Raw genomic sequence first — 16,535 nt, 5'->3', positions numbered from 1 at the left:
CGGCAGATGACGGCGCTAGATCGGACGCCCGCGGTGGACGAAGCTCTCCGTCCGTGGCAGGACCCGGCGCTTCCGGTGGCCGACCGGGTGGCGGCCCTCCTTGAGGCGATGACCCTGGAGGAGAAGGTCGCCCAGCTCGGCAGCCGGTGGATCGGCAACGACATGCAGGCAGAGCCGGTGGCCGCGGACGACGCGGCGACGCTGAACGTCGCGCCGATGCAGGACGTGTTCGCCGCGTCGGGCACGGTCCCCCTGGAGGAGGCGATCCGCTACGGGCTCGGCCACCTGACCCGCGTGCACGGCAGCAAGCCCGTGACGGCGCAGGAGGGCGCCGCCGAGGTGATCAGGCTGCAGCGCGCGGTCGTCGCGGCGTCCAGGCTCGGCATCCCGGCCATCGTCCACGAGGAGTGCCTGACCGGGTTCACGACCTACGGGGCGACGGTCTATCCGGCGGCCATCGCGTGGGCGGCGACGTTCGATCCCGAGCTGGTGGAGCGGATGGCGGCCGCGATCGGGCGGGACATGCGCGCCGTGGGCGTTCACCAGGGCCTGTCGCCGGTCATGGACGTGGTGCGCGACTACCGGTGGGGGCGGGTCGAGGAGACGATGGGCGAGGACCCGTACCTCGTCTCGATGGTCGGCGCCGCCTACGTGCGCGGCCTGGAGAGCGCCGGGGTCATCGCCACGCTCAAGCACTTCGCCGGATACTCGGCCTCGCGGGCGGCGCGCAACCACGGCCCGGTCCCCATGGGGCGGCGCGAGCTGATGGACATGATCCTGCCGCCCTTCGAGACGGCCATCGCCCTCGGCGGGGCGCGGTCGGTGATGAACTCCTACTCCGACGTGGACGGCGTGCCGGCCGGGGCGGACCCCTGGCTGCTGACCGAGGTGCTGCGCGAGGACTGGGGCTTCACCGGCACCGTCGTGTCGGACTACTGGGCCGTCCCGTTCCTCGCCACCATGCACCAGATCGCCGCCGACACCGACGAGGCCGGCGTGCAGGCGCTGGCCGCCGGCATCGACGTCGAGCTGCCCGACACCCTCGGCTTCGGACCCCACCTGGTCGAGCGGGTACGCCGGGGCGAGGTGCCGGAATCCCTGATCGATCGGGCGGCACGCCGCCTGCTCACCCAGAAGATCGAGCTCGGGCTGCTCGACCCGGACTGGACGCCCGAGACGTCGGTGGCCGAGGCCTCCGGCGTGGACCTCGACTCGCCGGCCAACCGGGCGCTGGCGCGCGAGCTGGCCGAGCGGTCGGTCATCCTGCTCGACGCCGGTACGGCGCTGCCGCTGCTCGGCGAGGGCCGTACGGAGCCGCGCCGGGTCGCCGTCGTCGGGCCGTGCGCTGACGACGCCCGTACCTTCATGGGCTGCTACGCCTTCCCCAACCACGTGCTGCCCCGCTACCCGGGGCTCGGGCTCGGCGTCGAGGCGCCGAGCCTGCTCGACGCGCTGCGGGCGGAGCTGCCGGACGCCGAGCTCGTCCACGAGCGGGGCTGCGACGTGCAGGGCGAGGACCGCGCCGGATTCGCCGCCGCGGCCGCCGCGGCCCGCGGCGCGGATCTGTGCGTGGCCGTCGTGGGGGACCTCGCGGGCCTGTTCGGGCTCGGGACCTCGGGCGAGGGCTGCGATGCCGACGACCTCCGCCTGCCCGGGGTACAGGAGGACCTGCTGGCCGAGCTCGCCGCCACGGGCACGCCGGTCGTCGTGGTCGTCGTCTCCGGCCGCCCGTACGCGCTGGGCGAGGTGCACGCCGGCGCCGCCGCGCTCGTGCAGGCGTTCATGCCCGGCGAGGAGGGCGGGGCGGCCATCGCCGGCGTGCTGTCGGGCCGGATCCAGCCCGAGGGCAGGCTGCCGGTGCAGATCCCGCGCGGGCACGGCGGGCAGCCCGGCACCTACCTGCAGCCGCCGCTGGGCGCCAACAGCCACGGCATCAGCAACCTCGACCCGACGCCGCTGTTCCCCTTCGGGTACGGCGCCTCCTACACCACGTTCGAGGTCGGCGACCTGCGGATCAGCGACGCCGAGGTGCCGACGGACGGCGAGTTCACCGTGTCGGTCCGCGTCCGCAACACCGGCGGCCGGGCCGGTGCGGAGGTCGTCCAGCTCTACCTGCACGACGTCGTCGCCCAGGTCACCCGGCCGGTCAAGCAGCTCACCGGGTTCGCCCGGGTCCGGCTGGAGCCCGGGGCGGCCGCGGAGGTGCGTTTCCGCGTGCACGCCGACCGGACCGCCTTCACCGGCCGCGATCTGCGGCGCATCGTCGAGCCTGGGCAGATCCAGGTGCTCGTCGGCACGTCGGCGGCGGACCTGCCATGCCGTGGCGGCGTACGCCTGGCAGGCCCTTCCCGGGTCGTCGGCCACGACCGGAGGCTCGTCACACCCGTGGACGTCGTCGCGCTAGTGGAGGGAAGCGATGCCGGTCCGTCCTAGACGCGCCACGCTGGCGACCGTCGCGGCCTCGGCCGGGGTGTCGGTCGCGACCGTCTCCAAGGTGCTCAACGGCCGCAGCGACGTCGCGCCGGCCACCCGCTCCCTGGTGGAGTCGCTGCTGCGGCAGCATGACTACGTCGCCGCGCCGCCGCGCCGGGGCGAGGCCGCCGCCGACGACACCGTCGAGGTGCAGTTCGACTCGGACATCAACGCCTACTCCACCGAGATCATTCAGGGGACGATCGACGTCGGGGCCGAACTCGGCGTCGGGGTCGTCGTCAGCGTCAGAAGGGACGCCGACCGCGGCGCCGCGTGGGCCCGCGGCCTGGTCTCGGCCGGACGCCGGGCGCTGATCGTGGTGACGAGCGAGCTGACCACCGGCCAGCTGAGCGCCCTGTCCCGCGCGCACCTACCGGTGGTCCTGATCGACCCGCTCAACCTGCCGCGCGCCCGCGTGACCAGCGTCGGCTCGACCAACTTCGCCGGCGGGCTGGCCGCGACCCAGCATCTGCTCTCGCTGGGGCACCGGAGCATCGCCTACATCGGCGGCCCCGCGGCGGCGGCCTGCAACCAGGCGCGGCTGCACGGCTACCGCGCCGCCATGGAGGCCGAAGGGGCGCCCGTGCTGCCCGGCTACACGCAGTCCTCCGGCCATTTCCGCTATCAGGACGGCTTCGTCTGCGGAGCTGCCGTGCTCGACCTGCCGGAGCGGCCGACGGCGATCTTCGCCGCCTGCGACGAGGCGGCGCTCGGCGTCATGGAGGCCGCCAGGGAGCGGGGCCTGCGCGTCCCCGAGGATCTCAGCATCGTCGGCTTCGACGACACCCAGATCGCCCGGATGGCCTCGCCGCCGCTGACGACCGTACGCCAGCCGCTGCGCGAGATGGGCGGCGTCGCCCTGCGTACCGCGCTGCGCCTCGCGGCCGGCGAGAAGATCGACTCCCACCACGTGGAACTGGCCACTGAGCTGGTCGTACGCGGTTCCACCGCGGCGGTCATGGAGCAGGCCTGAGACGCCGCCGGTCAGGGTAGGACGTCCGGTGGATCGGGGGTGGGGGCCATGCCGGGCGGCGATGAGGAACTGCTGAGCGGCCTGCTGCGGGCCGCCCATCTGGCCTCTCTGGAGGACCTGCCCTTCCTGGTCGCCGAGCACGCGGCGCGCGCCGGGCTCGCGCACACCATGCTGTACGTCGCCGACCTGCAGCAGCAGTTTCTCGTACCGCTGCCGGGCCAGTGCGACGAGGCCGGGCAACCGCTGGAGCGGATCCCCATCGACACCACGATCGCCGGGCTGGCCTTCCGCGGCGTAGAGCCCGTGCAGGCCCGCACCGCCGCCGTCTCCGGCGAGCCGCCGGAGCCGTTCACGTTCACGGGGGAGGGGCCGCGGCGGCTGTGGATGCCGCTGCTGGACGGCACGGAACGGATCGGCGTGCTCGGCATGATCGTTCCACCTGCCGACGATGCCGTCCTGGCGCGGGTGAGCCGGCTGGCCGCGCTGGTCGCCCTGCTCGTGGAGAGCAAACGCGCCTTCAGCGACGTGTACGCCCGCCTGGTGCGCACCCGCCCGATGGCCCTGTCCGCCGAGGTGCTGTGGAACCTGATGCCCGGCGCGACCTTCGCCAACGACCGGGTCGTGGTCACCGCCGCGCTGGAGCCGGCGTACGAGGTGGGCGGGGACGCGTACGACTTCGCGCTCAACGGCGACGTGCTGCGTCTGTCGATCTTCGACGCCATGGGCCACGACACCTCCGCCGGGCTCACCGCCACCATCGCCATGGGCTCCGGTCGCAAGCACCGCCGCGAGGGCGCCGACGTCGTGGCGGTGAGCGAGGCCATCGACGAGGCGATCGCCGAGCAGTTCGGCACCACCCGGTTCGCCACCGGAATCCTGGCCGACCTGGACACCAGGAGCGGATGGCTCATCTGGGCCAACCGCGGCCATCCGCCGCCGGTGGTCCTGCGCCGCGGCCAGCCGGTCGCCACCCTGGAGAGCCCATCCGGCACGCCCATGGGCGTCAGGCTGGGCCTGCCCACCGAATCCGGCCGCTACCAGCTGGAGCCGGGGGATCGGCTGCTGCTCTACACCGATGGCGTCATCGAGGCCCAGGACCCCCAGGGGGAACGGTTCGGGCTGGAGCGCTTCATCGACTTCGTCATCCGGCGCGAGGCCGATGGGGTGCCGGCTCCCGAGACGCTGCGCCGGTTGATCAACACCATCCTCGACCACCAGCACGGCTGGCTCCAGGACGACGCCACGGTGCTCCTGGTGGAGTGGCGCGCCCAGCGCGAACACCAGCTCATGCCCTGACCGGCCGGCACGTCGTGCTTACTCGCCGACTCCGTCGCGTACTTACTTGCCGACTCCGTCGGCCAGGCCCTTGACGATGTAGCGCTGGCCGAGGAAGAACAGCAGCACCACCGGGAGCGCCGCGATCGCCATCCCGGCGAAGACGACGGGGTAGTCGGTGCCGTGCTTGCTCATCAGGCTCGTCAGGCCGACCGGGAGGGTCTGCACGCCGGCGCCGCTGGTGAAGACCATCGCGAACAGGTATTCGTTCCAGGTGAAAAGGATGTGCAGCAGCACCGTCGAGGTGAGGATCGGCTTGCACATCGGCAGGACGATCCGCCAGAACGCGGTCCAGCGGCCCGCGCCGTCCATCGCCGCGGCCTCGTCGACCTCCCGCGGCAGGTCGATCATGTACGCGCGGATGAGGAACGTCGTGAACGGGATGCGGAAGGCGGTGTACAGGATGAGCAGCGCCCAGAACGTGTTGTACAGCCCCATCGCCTGGAACATCTTCACCAGCGGCACGAGCGCCACGGTCGGGGCGAGCATCAGCCCGCCGAGGATCGCCGCCGTGAGCGTCTTGCCGAACGGCACGTCCACGCGGGTCAGCCCGTAGGCCGCCCACGCGCTGACGAACACGGTGGCGACCGTCGAGGTCAGCGTGACCAGCACGCTGGTGGTCAGGTAGTCGCTGACGCCGCGGTTCCACGCCTTGGCGTAGTTGTCGAAACTCCAGTTCAGGGGGAGCGCGAACGGGTCGCCGAACAGCTCGGCGTTCGTCTTGAACCCGTTGAGCGTCATCCACAGCAGCGGATAGAGCACCACCACCGCCAGGGCCAGCAGGAACGCCCACATGAACACGCGGGCGATCACCCCGAGGAAGCTCAGGCGCGTCACCATTCCACCCTTCTCCTGCGGGTGACCCACAACTGCGCCACCGCGATGCCGAGCGTGATCACGAAGAGGACGGTGGCGATCGCGGCGGCGTACCCGAAGTTGTTGCGGACGAAGCCGCTGCGGTAGAGCCAGGTGCCCAGCACCTGGGTCGAGTTGTTCGGCCCGCCCGCCGTCATCACCATGACCTCGTTGAACACCTGGAACGCGCCCGAGATCGTGACGATCGCCATGAGCCCGGTCATCTCCCGCACCAGGGGGAGCGTCACGTGGACGAAGCGGCCGACCGGGCCGACGCCGTCGATGGCGGCCGCCCCGTAGATCTCCGCCGGGATGCGCTGGATCGCGACCGCGAACAGCAGGGTGGAGTACCCGAAGCCCTGCCACTGGCTCATCGCGATGATCGCCGACATCGCCGTGCTCTCCTGGCCCAGCCACGCCTGGGCGAGCCGGTCGAGGCCGACGGCCCTGAGCGCGTGGTTGAGCGGGCCCAGGTTGGGCTCGTAGACGAAGTAGAACAGCAGGCCGGCGACGGTCAGCGAGATCGCCGACGGGATGAAGTAGACCGCGCGCAGCGCGCGCTGCCACCGCTCGCTGCGGATGCTCTCGATGAGCGCGGCGAGCAGCAGCGCGCCGAACACCTGGAACACGATGGAGACCACCGCGTACAGGACGTTGTTGCCGAGCGAGGACCAGAAGACCGGGTCGTCGACGAGCTTGGCGTAGTTGCCGAGCCCGGCGTACTCCTGGCTACCGCTGTAGATGTCCCACTTGAGCGTGCTGAACTGGAGGTTCTGCACGAGCGGCAGGTAGACGAACACTCCGACCAGCACGAGGGCGGGGACGACCCACGCGAGCCCGAGCGTCCTTCGCAGGGTGGCGCGCAAGGGGGCTCCTAACTGGCCGATTCCGAGGCCTGGCGCACGCTCTCGAGCACCTTCTCGGGGGTCATGCCGCCGCTGACGACGGCCTCGCCGCCGGCCAGCCAGGCGTCGGCCACCTCGGGCACGGTGACCATGTCCAGCCAGATCGCCAGCTTCGGCGCCTTGTTGACGAGCTGGACGCCCTCGTAGACGGCCTTGCTGGAGGTCTCGGGCGTGACCGCGCCGACGACCGTGCTGGGCTGCCCGTACGGCGGCGCCGACAGCGTCCTGGCGTTCTCCGGGCTGGTGACGAACTTCATGAAGTCGACGGCGAGCGCGACGCGCGGCGAGGCGGCGTTGACGAGGTATCCCTCGGGCGAGCCCTCCAGCACCGTGGTGTCGCCGGCGGCGTTCTGCGGAGCCGGGAGCTGGAAGATGCCGAAGTCGTCCGGCTTCACCTTGCCCGAGGTCGCGTTGTCGAACTCCAGGATCTCCTGGTAGTACATGGCGGCCTTGCCATTGGCGAAGGCCTCCTGGGCGGAGCTGTAGAGCACGCCGTTGGTGCCGCCCTTGGTGTCGGTGCACTGGTCGACCAGCGTCTTGAACTGGTTGAGCGAGGTCACGTAGCCAGGGTCGGCGAGCTTGGCCGTCGCCGGGACGAAGTCGGCCTGCAGGGTGGTCTGCGGCACGTTGTACGCGAACAGCTGCTGCAGGTAGTGCAGCGCGGGCCAGCCGTCCTTGTTGCCGAAGGCGATGGGCTCGTACCCGGCCTTGCGCAGCGGGCCGCAGGCGGCGATGAGCTCCTCGAACGTGGCCGGCGCCTTGACCCCGGCCTTCTCGAACGCCGTCTTGCTGTAGCCCATGAACTTGCCGTTGCCGTACAGCGGGATGCCGTAGTTCTTGCCGTCACGGGCGAAGGCGGCCAGCGAGCCCGGGCTGAACGTCTTGCCCCACTCGGTGTCCGGGCCGATCACCTTGGTGAGGTCGGCGGCCCGGCCGCCGCGGATGTAGTTGTCCGCCCAGTTGCCGGTCCAGGTGAAGTAGATGTCCGGGAGCGCGTTGGCGGCGGTCAGCGTCTTGAGCTTGTCCTTGACGCTCTGGTCGGTCTCCTGGATCAGCTCGATCTTCACCTGCGGGTGCTTCTTCTGGTACTCCGCCGCGAGGTTCTCGAAGTACGGCGCGGTCGGGTCTCCCGCGAACTTGGTGAGGATGCTCAGCGTTCCGGAGAACTCCGGCGTGGCTGCCGCATCGGCCGCCGGGGCCTGCGCGGGACCGCCGGAGCTCGCGCCGGAGCAGGCGGTCAGCGCGAGTGTCCCGAGGAGTGCCGCGAACGTCGACAGTGCGCGAGGGCGCATGGGCTTGCCTTTCTCGGATCCGCCGTGATGTGGGCCGACCCTACAGCGGGTCTGATACCGGTACCAGACCCGGTAGCCAAGATCTTTCTTTCGTTAACCGTGCGTGACCTTTCTCAACTCTGATGAATCGCCAGCTCAGCAGAGTCTTCTGAGCGTGCACGGTTGACGGCGCGCGGCCTGCTGTGTCAACGTGACCTCCGCGTGATACCGGTATCACACTCTCACGGCCGGATCCCGAAAGGATTGCGAAGATGCTCGGATTTAACGAGCCGGAATTTCTCGCCCAGGTGGCGAGCGCGGTGGGCCTGCGGCCCCGGATCGAGGAGCTGGTCGACCGGCTCGTGGACGAAGGGTTCGACAGCCTGCTCCTTGTCGGGGCCGGCGGCACGTACGCCCAGATGTGGCCGTACGAGCACCTGGCCAGGCGCAGCTCCACACTCGACGTGCGCGCCGCGATCGCCGCCGAGCTGATCGTCTCCGGCGACGCCCGGCTCGGCCCGCGTACCGTCGCGGTCTTCACCTCGGTCTCCGGCACCACCGACGACAGCGTCCGCGCCATCGAATACTGCAAGTCCAAGGGCGCCTACACGATCGGCTTCACCGGCTACCCCGACTCGCCCGTCGCGACCAAGGTGGACCACGCGCTCGTCTCCCAGCCCAAGACCTGGCCCTTCGACATGCAGCTGCTGCTGTTCATGGGCCGGCTGCTGTCCCGCAGGGGCGAGTTCGACGGGTACGAGAAGTTCGCCGCCGAGTTCGAGAACATCCCGCAGCTCCTCGTCGAGGTGGCCAGGCAGGCCGAGCCCGTGGCCGCCGCCTTCGCCGAGGCGCACAAGGACACCGGCTACCACTTCCTCATCGGCGGCGGGAACCTGTGGGGGTTCACGTACCTCTACTCCATGTGCATCCTCGAGGAGATGCAGTGGCTGCGCACCACGCGCGTGCACAGCGCCGAGTTCTTCCACGGCTCGCTGGAGCTGCTTGAAGAGGACACCAGCGTGATCATCTTCCAGGGGGAGGACGAGACGCGCCCGCTCACCGACCGTGCAGAGGCGTTCGCCAGGCGCGTCTCCAAGGACGTCACGGTCTTCGACACCCGCGACTACCCGCTCACCGGGATCAGCCCCGAGTTCCGCGGGCTGCTCGCGCCGCTCGTGCTCGACACCGTGATGAGCCGGGTCAGCAAGCACCTGGAGCGGGTCCGCGACCACTCGCTGGAGCTACGCCGCTACTACCGCGTCGTGGATTACTGACGTGCGGGTGCTCGGCTTCGGCGACAACATCGTCGACCGATTCGTCGACCGCCGCGTCGACTATCCGGGCGGTAACAGCGTCAACGTCGCCGTCTACGCCCGCCGCCTCGGCCTGGAGGCGGCCTACCTGGGGGTCTTCGGCGACGACGACCTCGGCCGCTTCCTGAGCGAGTCGATCTCCGCCGAAGGGGTGGCGGTCGACCGCTGCGTCGTGCGGGCGGGGGAGAGCGGCGTCTCCCACCTCCGGGTCGAGGACGGCGACCGCGTCTTCCTCGGCTGGAACGGCGGCGGCGTCACCGTACGCGAGCCTCTCGTGCTCGACGACGACCTGCTCGGCTACGTGAGCGGCTTCGACCTCGTGCATTCGAGCGTCTATTCGCGCAGCGAGCCCGAGCTGGCCAAATTGGCGGGGCTGGGCCCGCTCGTCACCTTCGACCTGTCCAGCGAGGCGGAGTACCGCGACCCCGCCTACCTGGACCTGGTCTGCCCGTACGCCGACCTCGTGCTGCTGTCCTGCTCCCACCTCTCCGAGTCCGCCACCGCGGATCTGCTCGGGGAGGTGGTACGGCGCGGCGCCGGGCTCGCGCTCGGCACCCGCGGCGTGCACGGCGCGATCGCCTGCGACGGCCGCGTCACGGTCGCCGGCGCCGCCCGGCTGGTGGAAGGGGCGATCGTCGACACGATGGGGTGCGGCGACGCCTTCCTCGCCGGGTTCGCGGTCTCGCTGCTGCGCGACGGCTGGATGCCGGCCGCCCGGCCGGGGTCCGGCATGATCGAACAGGCGCTGCGCGGGGGCGCGGCGGCCGCGTACGAGCAGTGCTTCGTCGAGGGCGCCTTCGGTCACGGCCGGCAGTCCCCCGTGACTAGCATGTGATGGGCCGATCAGGAACGAGGGACGGGATCCATGCCAGCTGAGCGTGGCCAGGCGGGGCCGACGATCTCCGAGGTGGCGGCCGAGGCCGGGGTGGGCCGCGCCACGGCGGCCCGCACGCTCGGCGGCTACGGATACGTCAGCCCCGAGCTGCGGGCGCGGGTGCTCGCGGCGGCCGAGAAGCTCGGCTACCGCGCCAACGCCCTGGCGCGGAGCATGTCGACGGGCGTGACCCACACCCTCGGCGTGATCGTCGCCGACATCGGTAACCCGTTCTTCGCGGGGCTGCTGCGCGGCATCTCCGACACCTCGCGGGCCCGGGGGTTCGACGTGATCGTGCTGAGCACGTACGAGAACCTCCAGGAGGAGATCGCGGCCACGAACGTGCTCATCGACAAGCGCGTCGACGGCGTCATCGTGGCCTCGGCCGCCCTCGACCACGACCAGGTCGCGCACATCAAGGCGGCCATGGACCGGGGCATCCCGGTCGTGCTCGTGGACCGCGCGGTCGCCGCGCTCGACCTCGACGCCGTCGTCATCGACAACCGCGACGCGGCGCGGGAGGCCGTCGAGGTGCTGATCGCGGCCGGGCACCGCCGCATCGGGTTCGTGTGGGGGCCGCCGGTGGCGCAGCCGCCGGCGACCAGGCGCGAGCTGGTGGCGGCGGCCTCCCGCAACCTGTGGACCGACGGGGAGCGGCTGCGCGGATACCTCGACGCGCTCGACGACGCGCACATCCCCTTCGACCCCGAGCTGGTCATGGTGGGGCCGAAGACGGAGGAGCGGGTCGTACACGAGGTCGGCCGCATGCTCGCGCTCCCCGACCGGGTCACCGCCGTGTTCTGCACCGAGACCGACGGGATGACCGGCGCGCTGCGCGCCCTGCGGGCGGCGGGGCTGTCCTACCCGGACGACGTGGCGCTGATCGGGTTCGACGACAGCGCGTGGGCGGCGGTCATGGAGCCCCCGCTGACGATGATCGCCCAGCCCGTGCACGAGCTGGGGGCGAAGGCGGCCGAGGTGCTCCTCGGCATCCTCGGCGGGGCCGAGCCCGCCCGCCAGATGCACACCCTGCGCTCCCGCCTGATCCAGCGCGCCTCGGTGGCCCCGCCGCCCGGCCGCTGACCGTCGGCGGCGCGCGTGGCACCGCCGGGGCAGGCGGCGTCCGGTGACTCACGGGTGTCCGGCGCGGTCGGCTACCATCGGCGGATGTCCGAGCCCCCGTCGCCGATACGCCGGTGTCTGCGCTGGGCGTGGAGGCTCGTCGCCGTCGTGGTCGGCGTCCTCGCGCTGCTCGGCGCCGTCCGGCTGGTCGTGCCCGCCACCGGGGGACCGGAGGGCGAGCCGCCCGGGGTGCGGCGGCAGCTCGCGTTCCTGCGCCCGGCCCTGGACGCCGGCGCCGGTGACGAGGCTCAGGCACTGTTCCCCGAGGGCTATTTCTTCCTGCACGCCCTGTACGGCCTGAGCTGGGTCGAGCTGGGCATGCGGGAACCGCCCGGCGAGCGGCGGGCGATCGCGTTACGGGAGGCGCGGTGGGCGCTGGCGCGGCTGGACTCGCCGCCCGGCCGCGACCCGTTCAGCCCGGACCTCACCCCGCCGTACGGCGTCTTCTACCAGGGCTGGAGCAACTGGCTGCGCGGTGGGGCGATCAGCCTGCAGGAGACCGGGCAGCGCGACGCGGCCGAGCAGCGCCGCTTCGCCGCCGACTCGGCCGCGCTCGGCAGGGCTTTCGACGCCTCCGCGTCGCCGTATCTGGAGGCGTACCCGGGCCAGGCCTGGCCGGTCGACTCCACTGTGGCGATGGCGTCGCTGCGGCTGCACGACACGCTGCTGCCGCCCCGGTTCACCGCCACCACCGAACGCTGGCTGCGTGAGGCCCGCCGGCGGCTCGATCCGCGTACCGGGCTGCTCCCGCACCGGGTCGATCCCGCCACCGGTGAGCCCGCCGAGGTGGCCAGGGGGACTTCGCAGAGCATCATCCAGCGCTTTCTCGTCGACCTCGACCCCGCCTTCGCCCGTGAGCAGTACGCGCGCTTCCGCGACCGCTACGTCGTCTCCCCGCTGGGCCTCGGACCGGCCGTGCGGGAGTATCCCGACGGCGTGGACGGCCCGGCCGACGTCGACTCCGGCCCGCTGCCGCTCGGCGTGAGCCTGTCGGCGAGCGCGGTCACGCTCGGCGCGGCCCAGGTGCACGGCGACACCCCGCTCGCCGCGGCGCTGGCGAACTACGGTGAGCTGGCCGGCCTGCCGATCGACACCCCCGCCACCAAGCGGTACGCCTTCGGCCTGGTCCCTGTCGGGGACGCGTTCCTGGCCTGGTCGAAGACCGCCCGGCCATGGATAACGCAGGTCCCCGCCCCGCCCCCTGCCGGCATCTCGTGGTGGTGGCGGGTGCCCCTGCTGACGGTCCTGGCCGTGATCGGCGTGGGGCCGTGGCTTCCCGCGCTGAGACGCCGTCTCTCGCGACGTCGTTGAGAGGCCGGGCGCGGTGGCCGGAGCCGCCCGCGCCGACGGGCGCTGGTCCGTGCTCCCTCGGAAAGGGGTGTCGTTCAGGTCAGGAGGCCGGAGGAGCAGGGCGGCGGCGGTTCCAGGAGTCGAGGATGTGCCGGCGCATCGCGGCGGCCGCAGCGTCCGGGTCGCCGGCCACGATCGCGTCGCTGATCGCCTGGTGCTCGTCCAGCGTCTGCCGCATGACCGCCTCGTTGTACTCGCCGTGGTAGCGCATGCTGGTGCGGGCCTTGTCGTGGATGCTGTTGACGATGGCGCGCCCGAGCCGGTTGCGCGAGGCCGCCATGATGATGTCGTGGAAGCGCACGTCGGCGGACCCGAAGTCGGGCGGCGAGTGCAGCTGGGAGCGCATCACGCCCAGGGCGGCGGCGATGCGCTCATCGTCGTCGGGAGTGTGGGCGAGGGCCGCGGCGGCGGCCATGTCGGCTTCCAGCGCCGTGCGCACCGACACCAGCTCGTCCAGGAACGTCGCGTTCTCGTCGTGGGCGATCACTGAGGTGAGCACCACGTCGTCGAGCAGGTTCCACTGGCGCGGGTCCGTGACCTGCGTGCCGCGGCCGTGCTCGATCCTGACCAGGCCCTTCTCCTGGATCACCTTGACCGACTCGCGGATCACCGTGCGGCTGACGCCGAACTCCTCGCACAGGTCGCCCTCGGGCGGCAGCGCGGACCCCGGCCGGAGCGCCCCGCGGACGATGTCGTCGACCAGTTGCTCGACCACGGTGGTGCCCAGCTTGGCGGGCCGGGCGCGGCGCCGCCGAGGCGGGTCGGGCTGCGCTGCGTCGCCGGTCCACGGACCTGCCGGTGCGTGCTGAGTCAACGTGCCCTCCCGAGCACTGATGGTCCCGATCTCCGGACCGCCTTGAGTATAGGCCATTGTGAAGACGTCACACGTATGATGTCATATCCCGAAACGCGGCGTTTACGTTCCTAACGACCCCCCGCCTGCCACGAGGAAGCTCTATGAGACGACGCAGTCACGCCAGCCGTCCGACGCTGGCGATCATCGCGGCCGCGGTCCTTCTCGCCGTCACGGCCTGCGGGCCGCCCAGCCCCGCCGGCACCGCCGGGAAGGGTGCGGGCACGCCGGCCGCGGACTCGAAGTACGGGTTCGCGGCCGCCCCGCAGAAGGACGGCAAGCTCGTGGTCTGGGTGGACTCCACCCGGCTCGACGCGGCGAAGGCGTACCAGAAAGCACACCCCGGCGTGCAACTAGACATCGTCACCTACGACGGCAACGCCAACGGCTCCAACACGCTCAAGACCAAGGTGCAGCTGTTCAACCGGGCCGGTGAGGGATGGCCGGACGTCGTGTTCACCACCGATAACAACACCGCGTCGTGGGCTTCCCAGGGCGATGACGCCTTCGTCGCCCCGCTCAACAAGGGCCTGATCGACGAGGCCACACTCGGCGGCTTCGCCAAAGGCGCGCTCGACGTGTGCACCGTGGACGGCACCGTCTACTGCCTGCGCAACGACCTGGCCCAAGTGGTGCTCTGGTACAACAAGAAGCTGCTCGGCAAGTTCGGCTACGAGCTGCCCGAGACCTGGGAGGAATACCAGGCGCTGGGCGAGAAGGTGGCGGCGGAGCACCCGGGCTACATCGTCGGCACGGCCGGTGACGCGTGGGCGCCGGAGATCTACATGTGGGGCGCCGAGTGCCCGGCCAACCAGGTCACCGGCGCCAAGGCCATCACCGTCAAGGCGACCGACCCGAAGTGCGTGCGGGCCGCGAAGATGATGGACAAGCTCGTCGCGAACAAAACGATGTCCATGTTGCCCCTCTTCGGCCCCGACTTCGCCAAGAACCAGGGTGACAAGGTCCTCATGCTCCCCGGCCCCGCCTGGTACGGCGGCGCGGTCTTCCAGGGCACGCTCAAGACCCCCAAGGGCGAGCTCGCGGTCGGTGACGCGCTGCGCTGGGCGGACCAGAGCCCGCCGGTGACCGGCAACGTCGGCGGCGGCACCTGGTGGCTGTCGCGGCACACCGCGCGCCTGGACGCCGCCAAGGACTTCATCACCTGGGTCGCCACCGCCGACGCGTACCAGGTGGAGCTGTCCCCGGGCTACCCCGCCCACTCGCCGGCCGCCACCAAGTGGATCAAGAAGCAGCAGGACAGCGGCTACTACGCCGGCGACATCGCCGCGCCGATCACCGCCGCGGCCGGGCAGGTCTGGCCGAGATGGGGCTCGCCCGAGTTCAGCCAGGAGGCGGTGTGGGCCAAGACGGTCATCCCCGGCCAGACCGCGGGCAAGACCGTCGAGTCCCTGCTGCCGGAGTGGCAGACCGCTATCGAGCGGCAGGCCCAGGTGTCCGGCTACCAGGTCAGCAAATGACCCCATCCACCAGCCGGCGGCCGGCGGCCGGGCACGTCTTCGTCTCCGGGTACGTGGTGCTGCTGGTCGCGTTCGGCATCGTGCCCACGGTGTACGCGCTCAACCTGGCCTTCACCGACGCCGACGGGCGCTTCGCGGGCCTGGCCAACTTCGTGCGCACCGCCCAGGACTACCGGTTCCTGTCCGCCGTCGGGCACGTGGGGACGTACCTCGTGCTGTGGCTGATCACGCTCACCGTGCTCGTCCTGGTGCTGGCGCTGCTGGTGCACCGCCTCACCGCGGCCTGGTCGCGGGCTGCGCTGCGGTTCGTGTACTACGTGCCGGGCGCACTGGCCGGCGCGTCCAGCGTGCTGCTGTGGCTGTTCATGCTGGACCCGTCCGTGAGCCCGGTCGACGGCCTCGTCCGTGCCCTTTGGGGTGAGACGTTCGTGCAGGTGGTCGCGCCAGGCCACCTGCCGTGGATCTTCACGATCATCGCGTTCTGGACCGGCGCGGGCGGCTGGATCGTGGTCATGTACGGCGCGCTCAACAGCATCCCGCACCAGGTGATCGAGGCGGCGCGGGTGGACGGTGCCGGGCCGGTGCGTACGGCGCTGCGCGTACAACTGCCGATGCTGCGCAAGTGGATCGTGTACATGTTGATCCTCTCCCTCGCCGCGGGCACCCAGCTCTTCGTCGAGCCGCAGCTCATCTCGCAGGCCAGCTTCGGCGTGGTCGGCACCGACTACTCGGTCAACCAGCTCGCCTACCTGTACGCCTTCGACCAGAACGACTTCAACGGCTCGGCCGCGATCGCGATCGACCTGCTCATCGTGGCGCTGTGCTGTGCCGGGCTCTTCGTGGCGCGGGGAGGCCTGTTCGATGCCGATTAGAGCGGTGGCCAGGGTTCTGGTCGCGGCCGTGCTGGTGGCCTTCGCGCTGTTCTTCGTGCTGCCCATGGTGTGGCTGGTGCTCGCCGCCACGAAGACCCCGGCCGGGCTGATCGAGGACAACCCGCTGTCGCCCGGCTCCATCGGCGCGCTGCTGACGAACTGGCGGCACCTCATGTCGTTCCAGGACGGAGCCGTGCAGACCTGGATGACCAACTCGGTGGTCTACGCGGTGCTCTCCGTGGCGCTGACCCTCCTGGTGAGCATCCCCGCCGGGTACGCGATGGCGCTCATGCGGTTCCGCGGCCGCCGCCTGCTGCTGATCGTCACCCTGGTGGTGATGCTGATGCCGGCCACCGCGCTGGTGCTGCCGATCTTCCTGGAGCTCAGCTACATGGGGCTGGTCAACACGACGGCCTCGGTGGTGCTGCCGATGTCGTTCTTCCCGTTCGGGGTGTACCTGACGTACATCTACTTCTCCACCAGCGTCCCCGGCGAGCTGCTCGACTCGGCGCGGCTGGACGGCTGCGGCGAGTCGGCGACCTTCCTCCGCGTGGCGCTCCCGCTGGCCAAGCCGGTCGTCGCACTGGTCGCCTTCTTCAGCTTCGTGACCAACTGGAACAACTTCTTCCTGCCCTACGTGATGCTGCCGAACAGCGACAACTATCCGATGCAGGTCGGGCTGACCCAGATGCTCTCCGCGACCCCGGCGTTCAACCCCGTCGTCGGCGCCAACGCCGAGGTGCAGCCGCCGGAGCTGGTGCTCGCGACCCTGCTGTCCATCGCTCCCGTGCTGCTCGTCTTCCTGTTCTCGCAACGTTTCCTGGTCGCCGGGCTGACCGCCGGCGCGACCAAGGGCTGACCT

General features: G+C 71.1%; 14 protein-coding genes. 10 read left to right on the top strand and 4 right to left on the bottom strand.

Annotation, left to right across the window (positions count from 1 at the left end):
• Positions 1 to 6: 6 nt before the first annotated feature.
• From ACTMTI_RS23280 to ACTMTI_RS23270, 3 genes are read left to right on the top strand one after another with little or no spacing between them, the layout of a single operon-like run.
• A complete protein-coding gene (locus ACTMTI_RS23280) occupies positions 7 to 2,433 on the top strand; it encodes a glycoside hydrolase family 3 N-terminal domain-containing protein (protein ID WP_441122593.1) in 2,427 nt (808 codons plus the stop codon).
• A complete protein-coding gene (locus ACTMTI_RS23275; protein WP_441122592.1) occupies positions 2,417 to 3,445 on the top strand; it encodes a LacI family DNA-binding transcriptional regulator in 1,029 nt (342 codons plus the stop codon). The genes ACTMTI_RS23280 and ACTMTI_RS23275 overlap by 17 nt, the downstream gene beginning before the upstream one ends.
• A gap of 48 nt (positions 3,446 to 3,493) precedes the next feature.
• Entirely contained in the window at positions 3,494 to 4,741 is a 1,248-nt protein-coding gene (locus tag ACTMTI_RS23270; protein WP_441122591.1) for a PP2C family protein-serine/threonine phosphatase, read from the top strand.
• 42 nt (positions 4,742 to 4,783) lie between these two features.
• Here ACTMTI_RS23270 and ACTMTI_RS23265 read toward each other — a convergent pair whose 3' ends face one another.
• From ACTMTI_RS23265 to ACTMTI_RS23255, 3 genes are read right to left on the bottom strand one after another with little or no spacing between them, the layout of a single operon-like run.
• Positions 4,784 to 5,620, bottom strand: a complete 837-nt coding sequence (locus ACTMTI_RS23265; RefSeq protein ID WP_441122590.1) for a carbohydrate ABC transporter permease — start codon at positions 5,618 to 5,620, stop codon at positions 4,784 to 4,786.
• The gene (locus ACTMTI_RS23260) at positions 5,614 to 6,501 is read right to left on the bottom strand and encodes a carbohydrate ABC transporter permease (protein ID WP_441122589.1); all 888 of its coding nucleotides are present in this window, start codon (positions 6,499 to 6,501) and stop codon (positions 5,614 to 5,616) included. Before ACTMTI_RS23260 ends, ACTMTI_RS23265 begins: the two co-directional genes overlap by 7 nt.
• Before the next feature lie 8 nt (positions 6,502 to 6,509).
• A complete protein-coding gene (locus ACTMTI_RS23255) occupies positions 6,510 to 7,832 on the bottom strand; it encodes an ABC transporter substrate-binding protein (RefSeq protein ID WP_441122588.1) in 1,323 nt (440 codons plus the stop codon).
• A 251-nt stretch (positions 7,833 to 8,083) separates the two neighbouring features.
• Between ACTMTI_RS23255 and ACTMTI_RS23250 the strand changes: the two genes are divergently transcribed.
• The 4 genes from ACTMTI_RS23250 to ACTMTI_RS23235 all read left to right on the top strand — a co-directional run bounded on the left by ACTMTI_RS23250 (position 8,084) and on the right by ACTMTI_RS23235 (position 12,431).
• On the top strand, positions 8,084 to 9,085 hold the full coding sequence (locus ACTMTI_RS23250; protein ID WP_441122587.1) for an SIS domain-containing protein: 1,002 nt from the start codon (positions 8,084 to 8,086) through the stop codon (positions 9,083 to 9,085).
• Between the two features lies 1 nt (position 9,086).
• Positions 9,087 to 9,959: a PfkB family carbohydrate kinase gene (locus ACTMTI_RS23245; protein WP_441122586.1), complete on the top strand. Its 873-nt coding sequence runs from the start codon at positions 9,087 to 9,089 to the stop codon at positions 9,957 to 9,959.
• A gap of 30 nt (positions 9,960 to 9,989) precedes the next feature.
• Positions 9,990 to 11,081 carry a LacI family DNA-binding transcriptional regulator gene (locus tag ACTMTI_RS23240; RefSeq protein WP_441122585.1) on the top strand — a complete coding sequence of 364 codons (1,092 nt, stop codon included), beginning with the start codon at positions 9,990 to 9,992 and terminating at the stop codon, positions 11,079 to 11,081.
• 84 nt (positions 11,082 to 11,165) lie between these two features.
• Positions 11,166 to 12,431 (top strand): hypothetical protein, encoded by a 1,266-nt coding sequence (locus ACTMTI_RS23235; protein WP_441122584.1) that lies wholly within the window; start codon positions 11,166 to 11,168, stop codon positions 12,429 to 12,431.
• 79 nt (positions 12,432 to 12,510) lie between these two features.
• Here ACTMTI_RS23235 and ACTMTI_RS23230 read toward each other — a convergent pair whose 3' ends face one another.
• Positions 12,511 to 13,284 carry a FadR/GntR family transcriptional regulator gene (locus tag ACTMTI_RS23230; protein WP_441122583.1) on the bottom strand — a complete coding sequence of 258 codons (774 nt, stop codon included), beginning with the start codon at positions 13,282 to 13,284 and terminating at the stop codon, positions 12,511 to 12,513.
• A gap of 143 nt (positions 13,285 to 13,427) precedes the next feature.
• Between ACTMTI_RS23230 and ACTMTI_RS23225 the strand changes: the two genes are divergently transcribed.
• Genes ACTMTI_RS23225 through ACTMTI_RS23215 form a run of 3 tightly spaced genes read left to right on the top strand, consistent with a single transcriptional unit; the run spans position 13,428 to position 16,532 of the window.
• A complete protein-coding gene (locus tag ACTMTI_RS23225) occupies positions 13,428 to 14,801 on the top strand; it encodes an ABC transporter substrate-binding protein (RefSeq protein ID WP_441122582.1) in 1,374 nt (457 codons plus the stop codon).
• Positions 14,798 to 15,673, top strand: a complete 876-nt coding sequence (locus ACTMTI_RS23220) for a carbohydrate ABC transporter permease (protein ID WP_441122581.1) — start codon at positions 14,798 to 14,800, stop codon at positions 15,671 to 15,673. The genes ACTMTI_RS23225 and ACTMTI_RS23220 overlap by 4 nt, the downstream gene beginning before the upstream one ends.
• Positions 15,663 to 16,532: a carbohydrate ABC transporter permease gene (locus ACTMTI_RS23215; RefSeq protein WP_441122580.1), complete on the top strand. Its 870-nt coding sequence runs from the start codon at positions 15,663 to 15,665 to the stop codon at positions 16,530 to 16,532. Before ACTMTI_RS23220 ends, ACTMTI_RS23215 begins: the two co-directional genes overlap by 11 nt.
• The last annotated feature ends 3 nt before the right edge of the window (positions 16,533 to 16,535 follow it).

Origin of the sequence: Nonomuraea sp. H19, from assembly GCF_052068215.1 — a bacterium.
In the GTDB taxonomy this organism is placed as follows: Bacteria; Actinomycetota; Actinomycetes; order Streptosporangiales; family Streptosporangiaceae; genus Nonomuraea.
The sequence above is the reverse complement of the archived record's forward strand: the minus strand, read 5'-3'. Positions and strand labels throughout refer to the sequence as shown.

Coding starts and splice junctions, on each gene's coding strand:
- ACTMTI_RS23280 (WP_441122593.1), top strand. CDS start 7: ATGACGGCGCTAGATCGGACGCCCGCGGTGGACGAAGCTCTCCGTCCG.
- ACTMTI_RS23275 (WP_441122592.1), top strand. CDS start 2,417: ATGCCGGTCCGTCCTAGACGCGCCACGCTGGCGACCGTCGCGGCCTCG.
- ACTMTI_RS23270 (WP_441122591.1), top strand. CDS start 3,494: ATGCCGGGCGGCGATGAGGAACTGCTGAGCGGCCTGCTGCGGGCCGCC.
- ACTMTI_RS23265 (WP_441122590.1), bottom strand. CDS start 5,620: ATGGTGACGCGCCTGAGCTTCCTCGGGGTGATCGCCCGCGTGTTCATG.
- ACTMTI_RS23255 (WP_441122588.1), bottom strand. CDS start 7,832: ATGCGCCCTCGCGCACTGTCGACGTTCGCGGCACTCCTCGGGACACTC.
- ACTMTI_RS23250 (WP_441122587.1), top strand. CDS start 8,084: ATGCTCGGATTTAACGAGCCGGAATTTCTCGCCCAGGTGGCGAGCGCG.
- ACTMTI_RS23240 (WP_441122585.1), top strand. CDS start 9,990: ATGCCAGCTGAGCGTGGCCAGGCGGGGCCGACGATCTCCGAGGTGGCG.
- ACTMTI_RS23235 (WP_441122584.1), top strand. CDS start 11,166: ATGTCCGAGCCCCCGTCGCCGATACGCCGGTGTCTGCGCTGGGCGTGG.
- ACTMTI_RS23225 (WP_441122582.1), top strand. CDS start 13,428: ATGAGACGACGCAGTCACGCCAGCCGTCCGACGCTGGCGATCATCGCG.
- ACTMTI_RS23220 (WP_441122581.1), top strand. CDS start 14,798: ATGACCCCATCCACCAGCCGGCGGCCGGCGGCCGGGCACGTCTTCGTC.
- ACTMTI_RS23215 (WP_441122580.1), top strand. CDS start 15,663: ATGCCGATTAGAGCGGTGGCCAGGGTTCTGGTCGCGGCCGTGCTGGTG.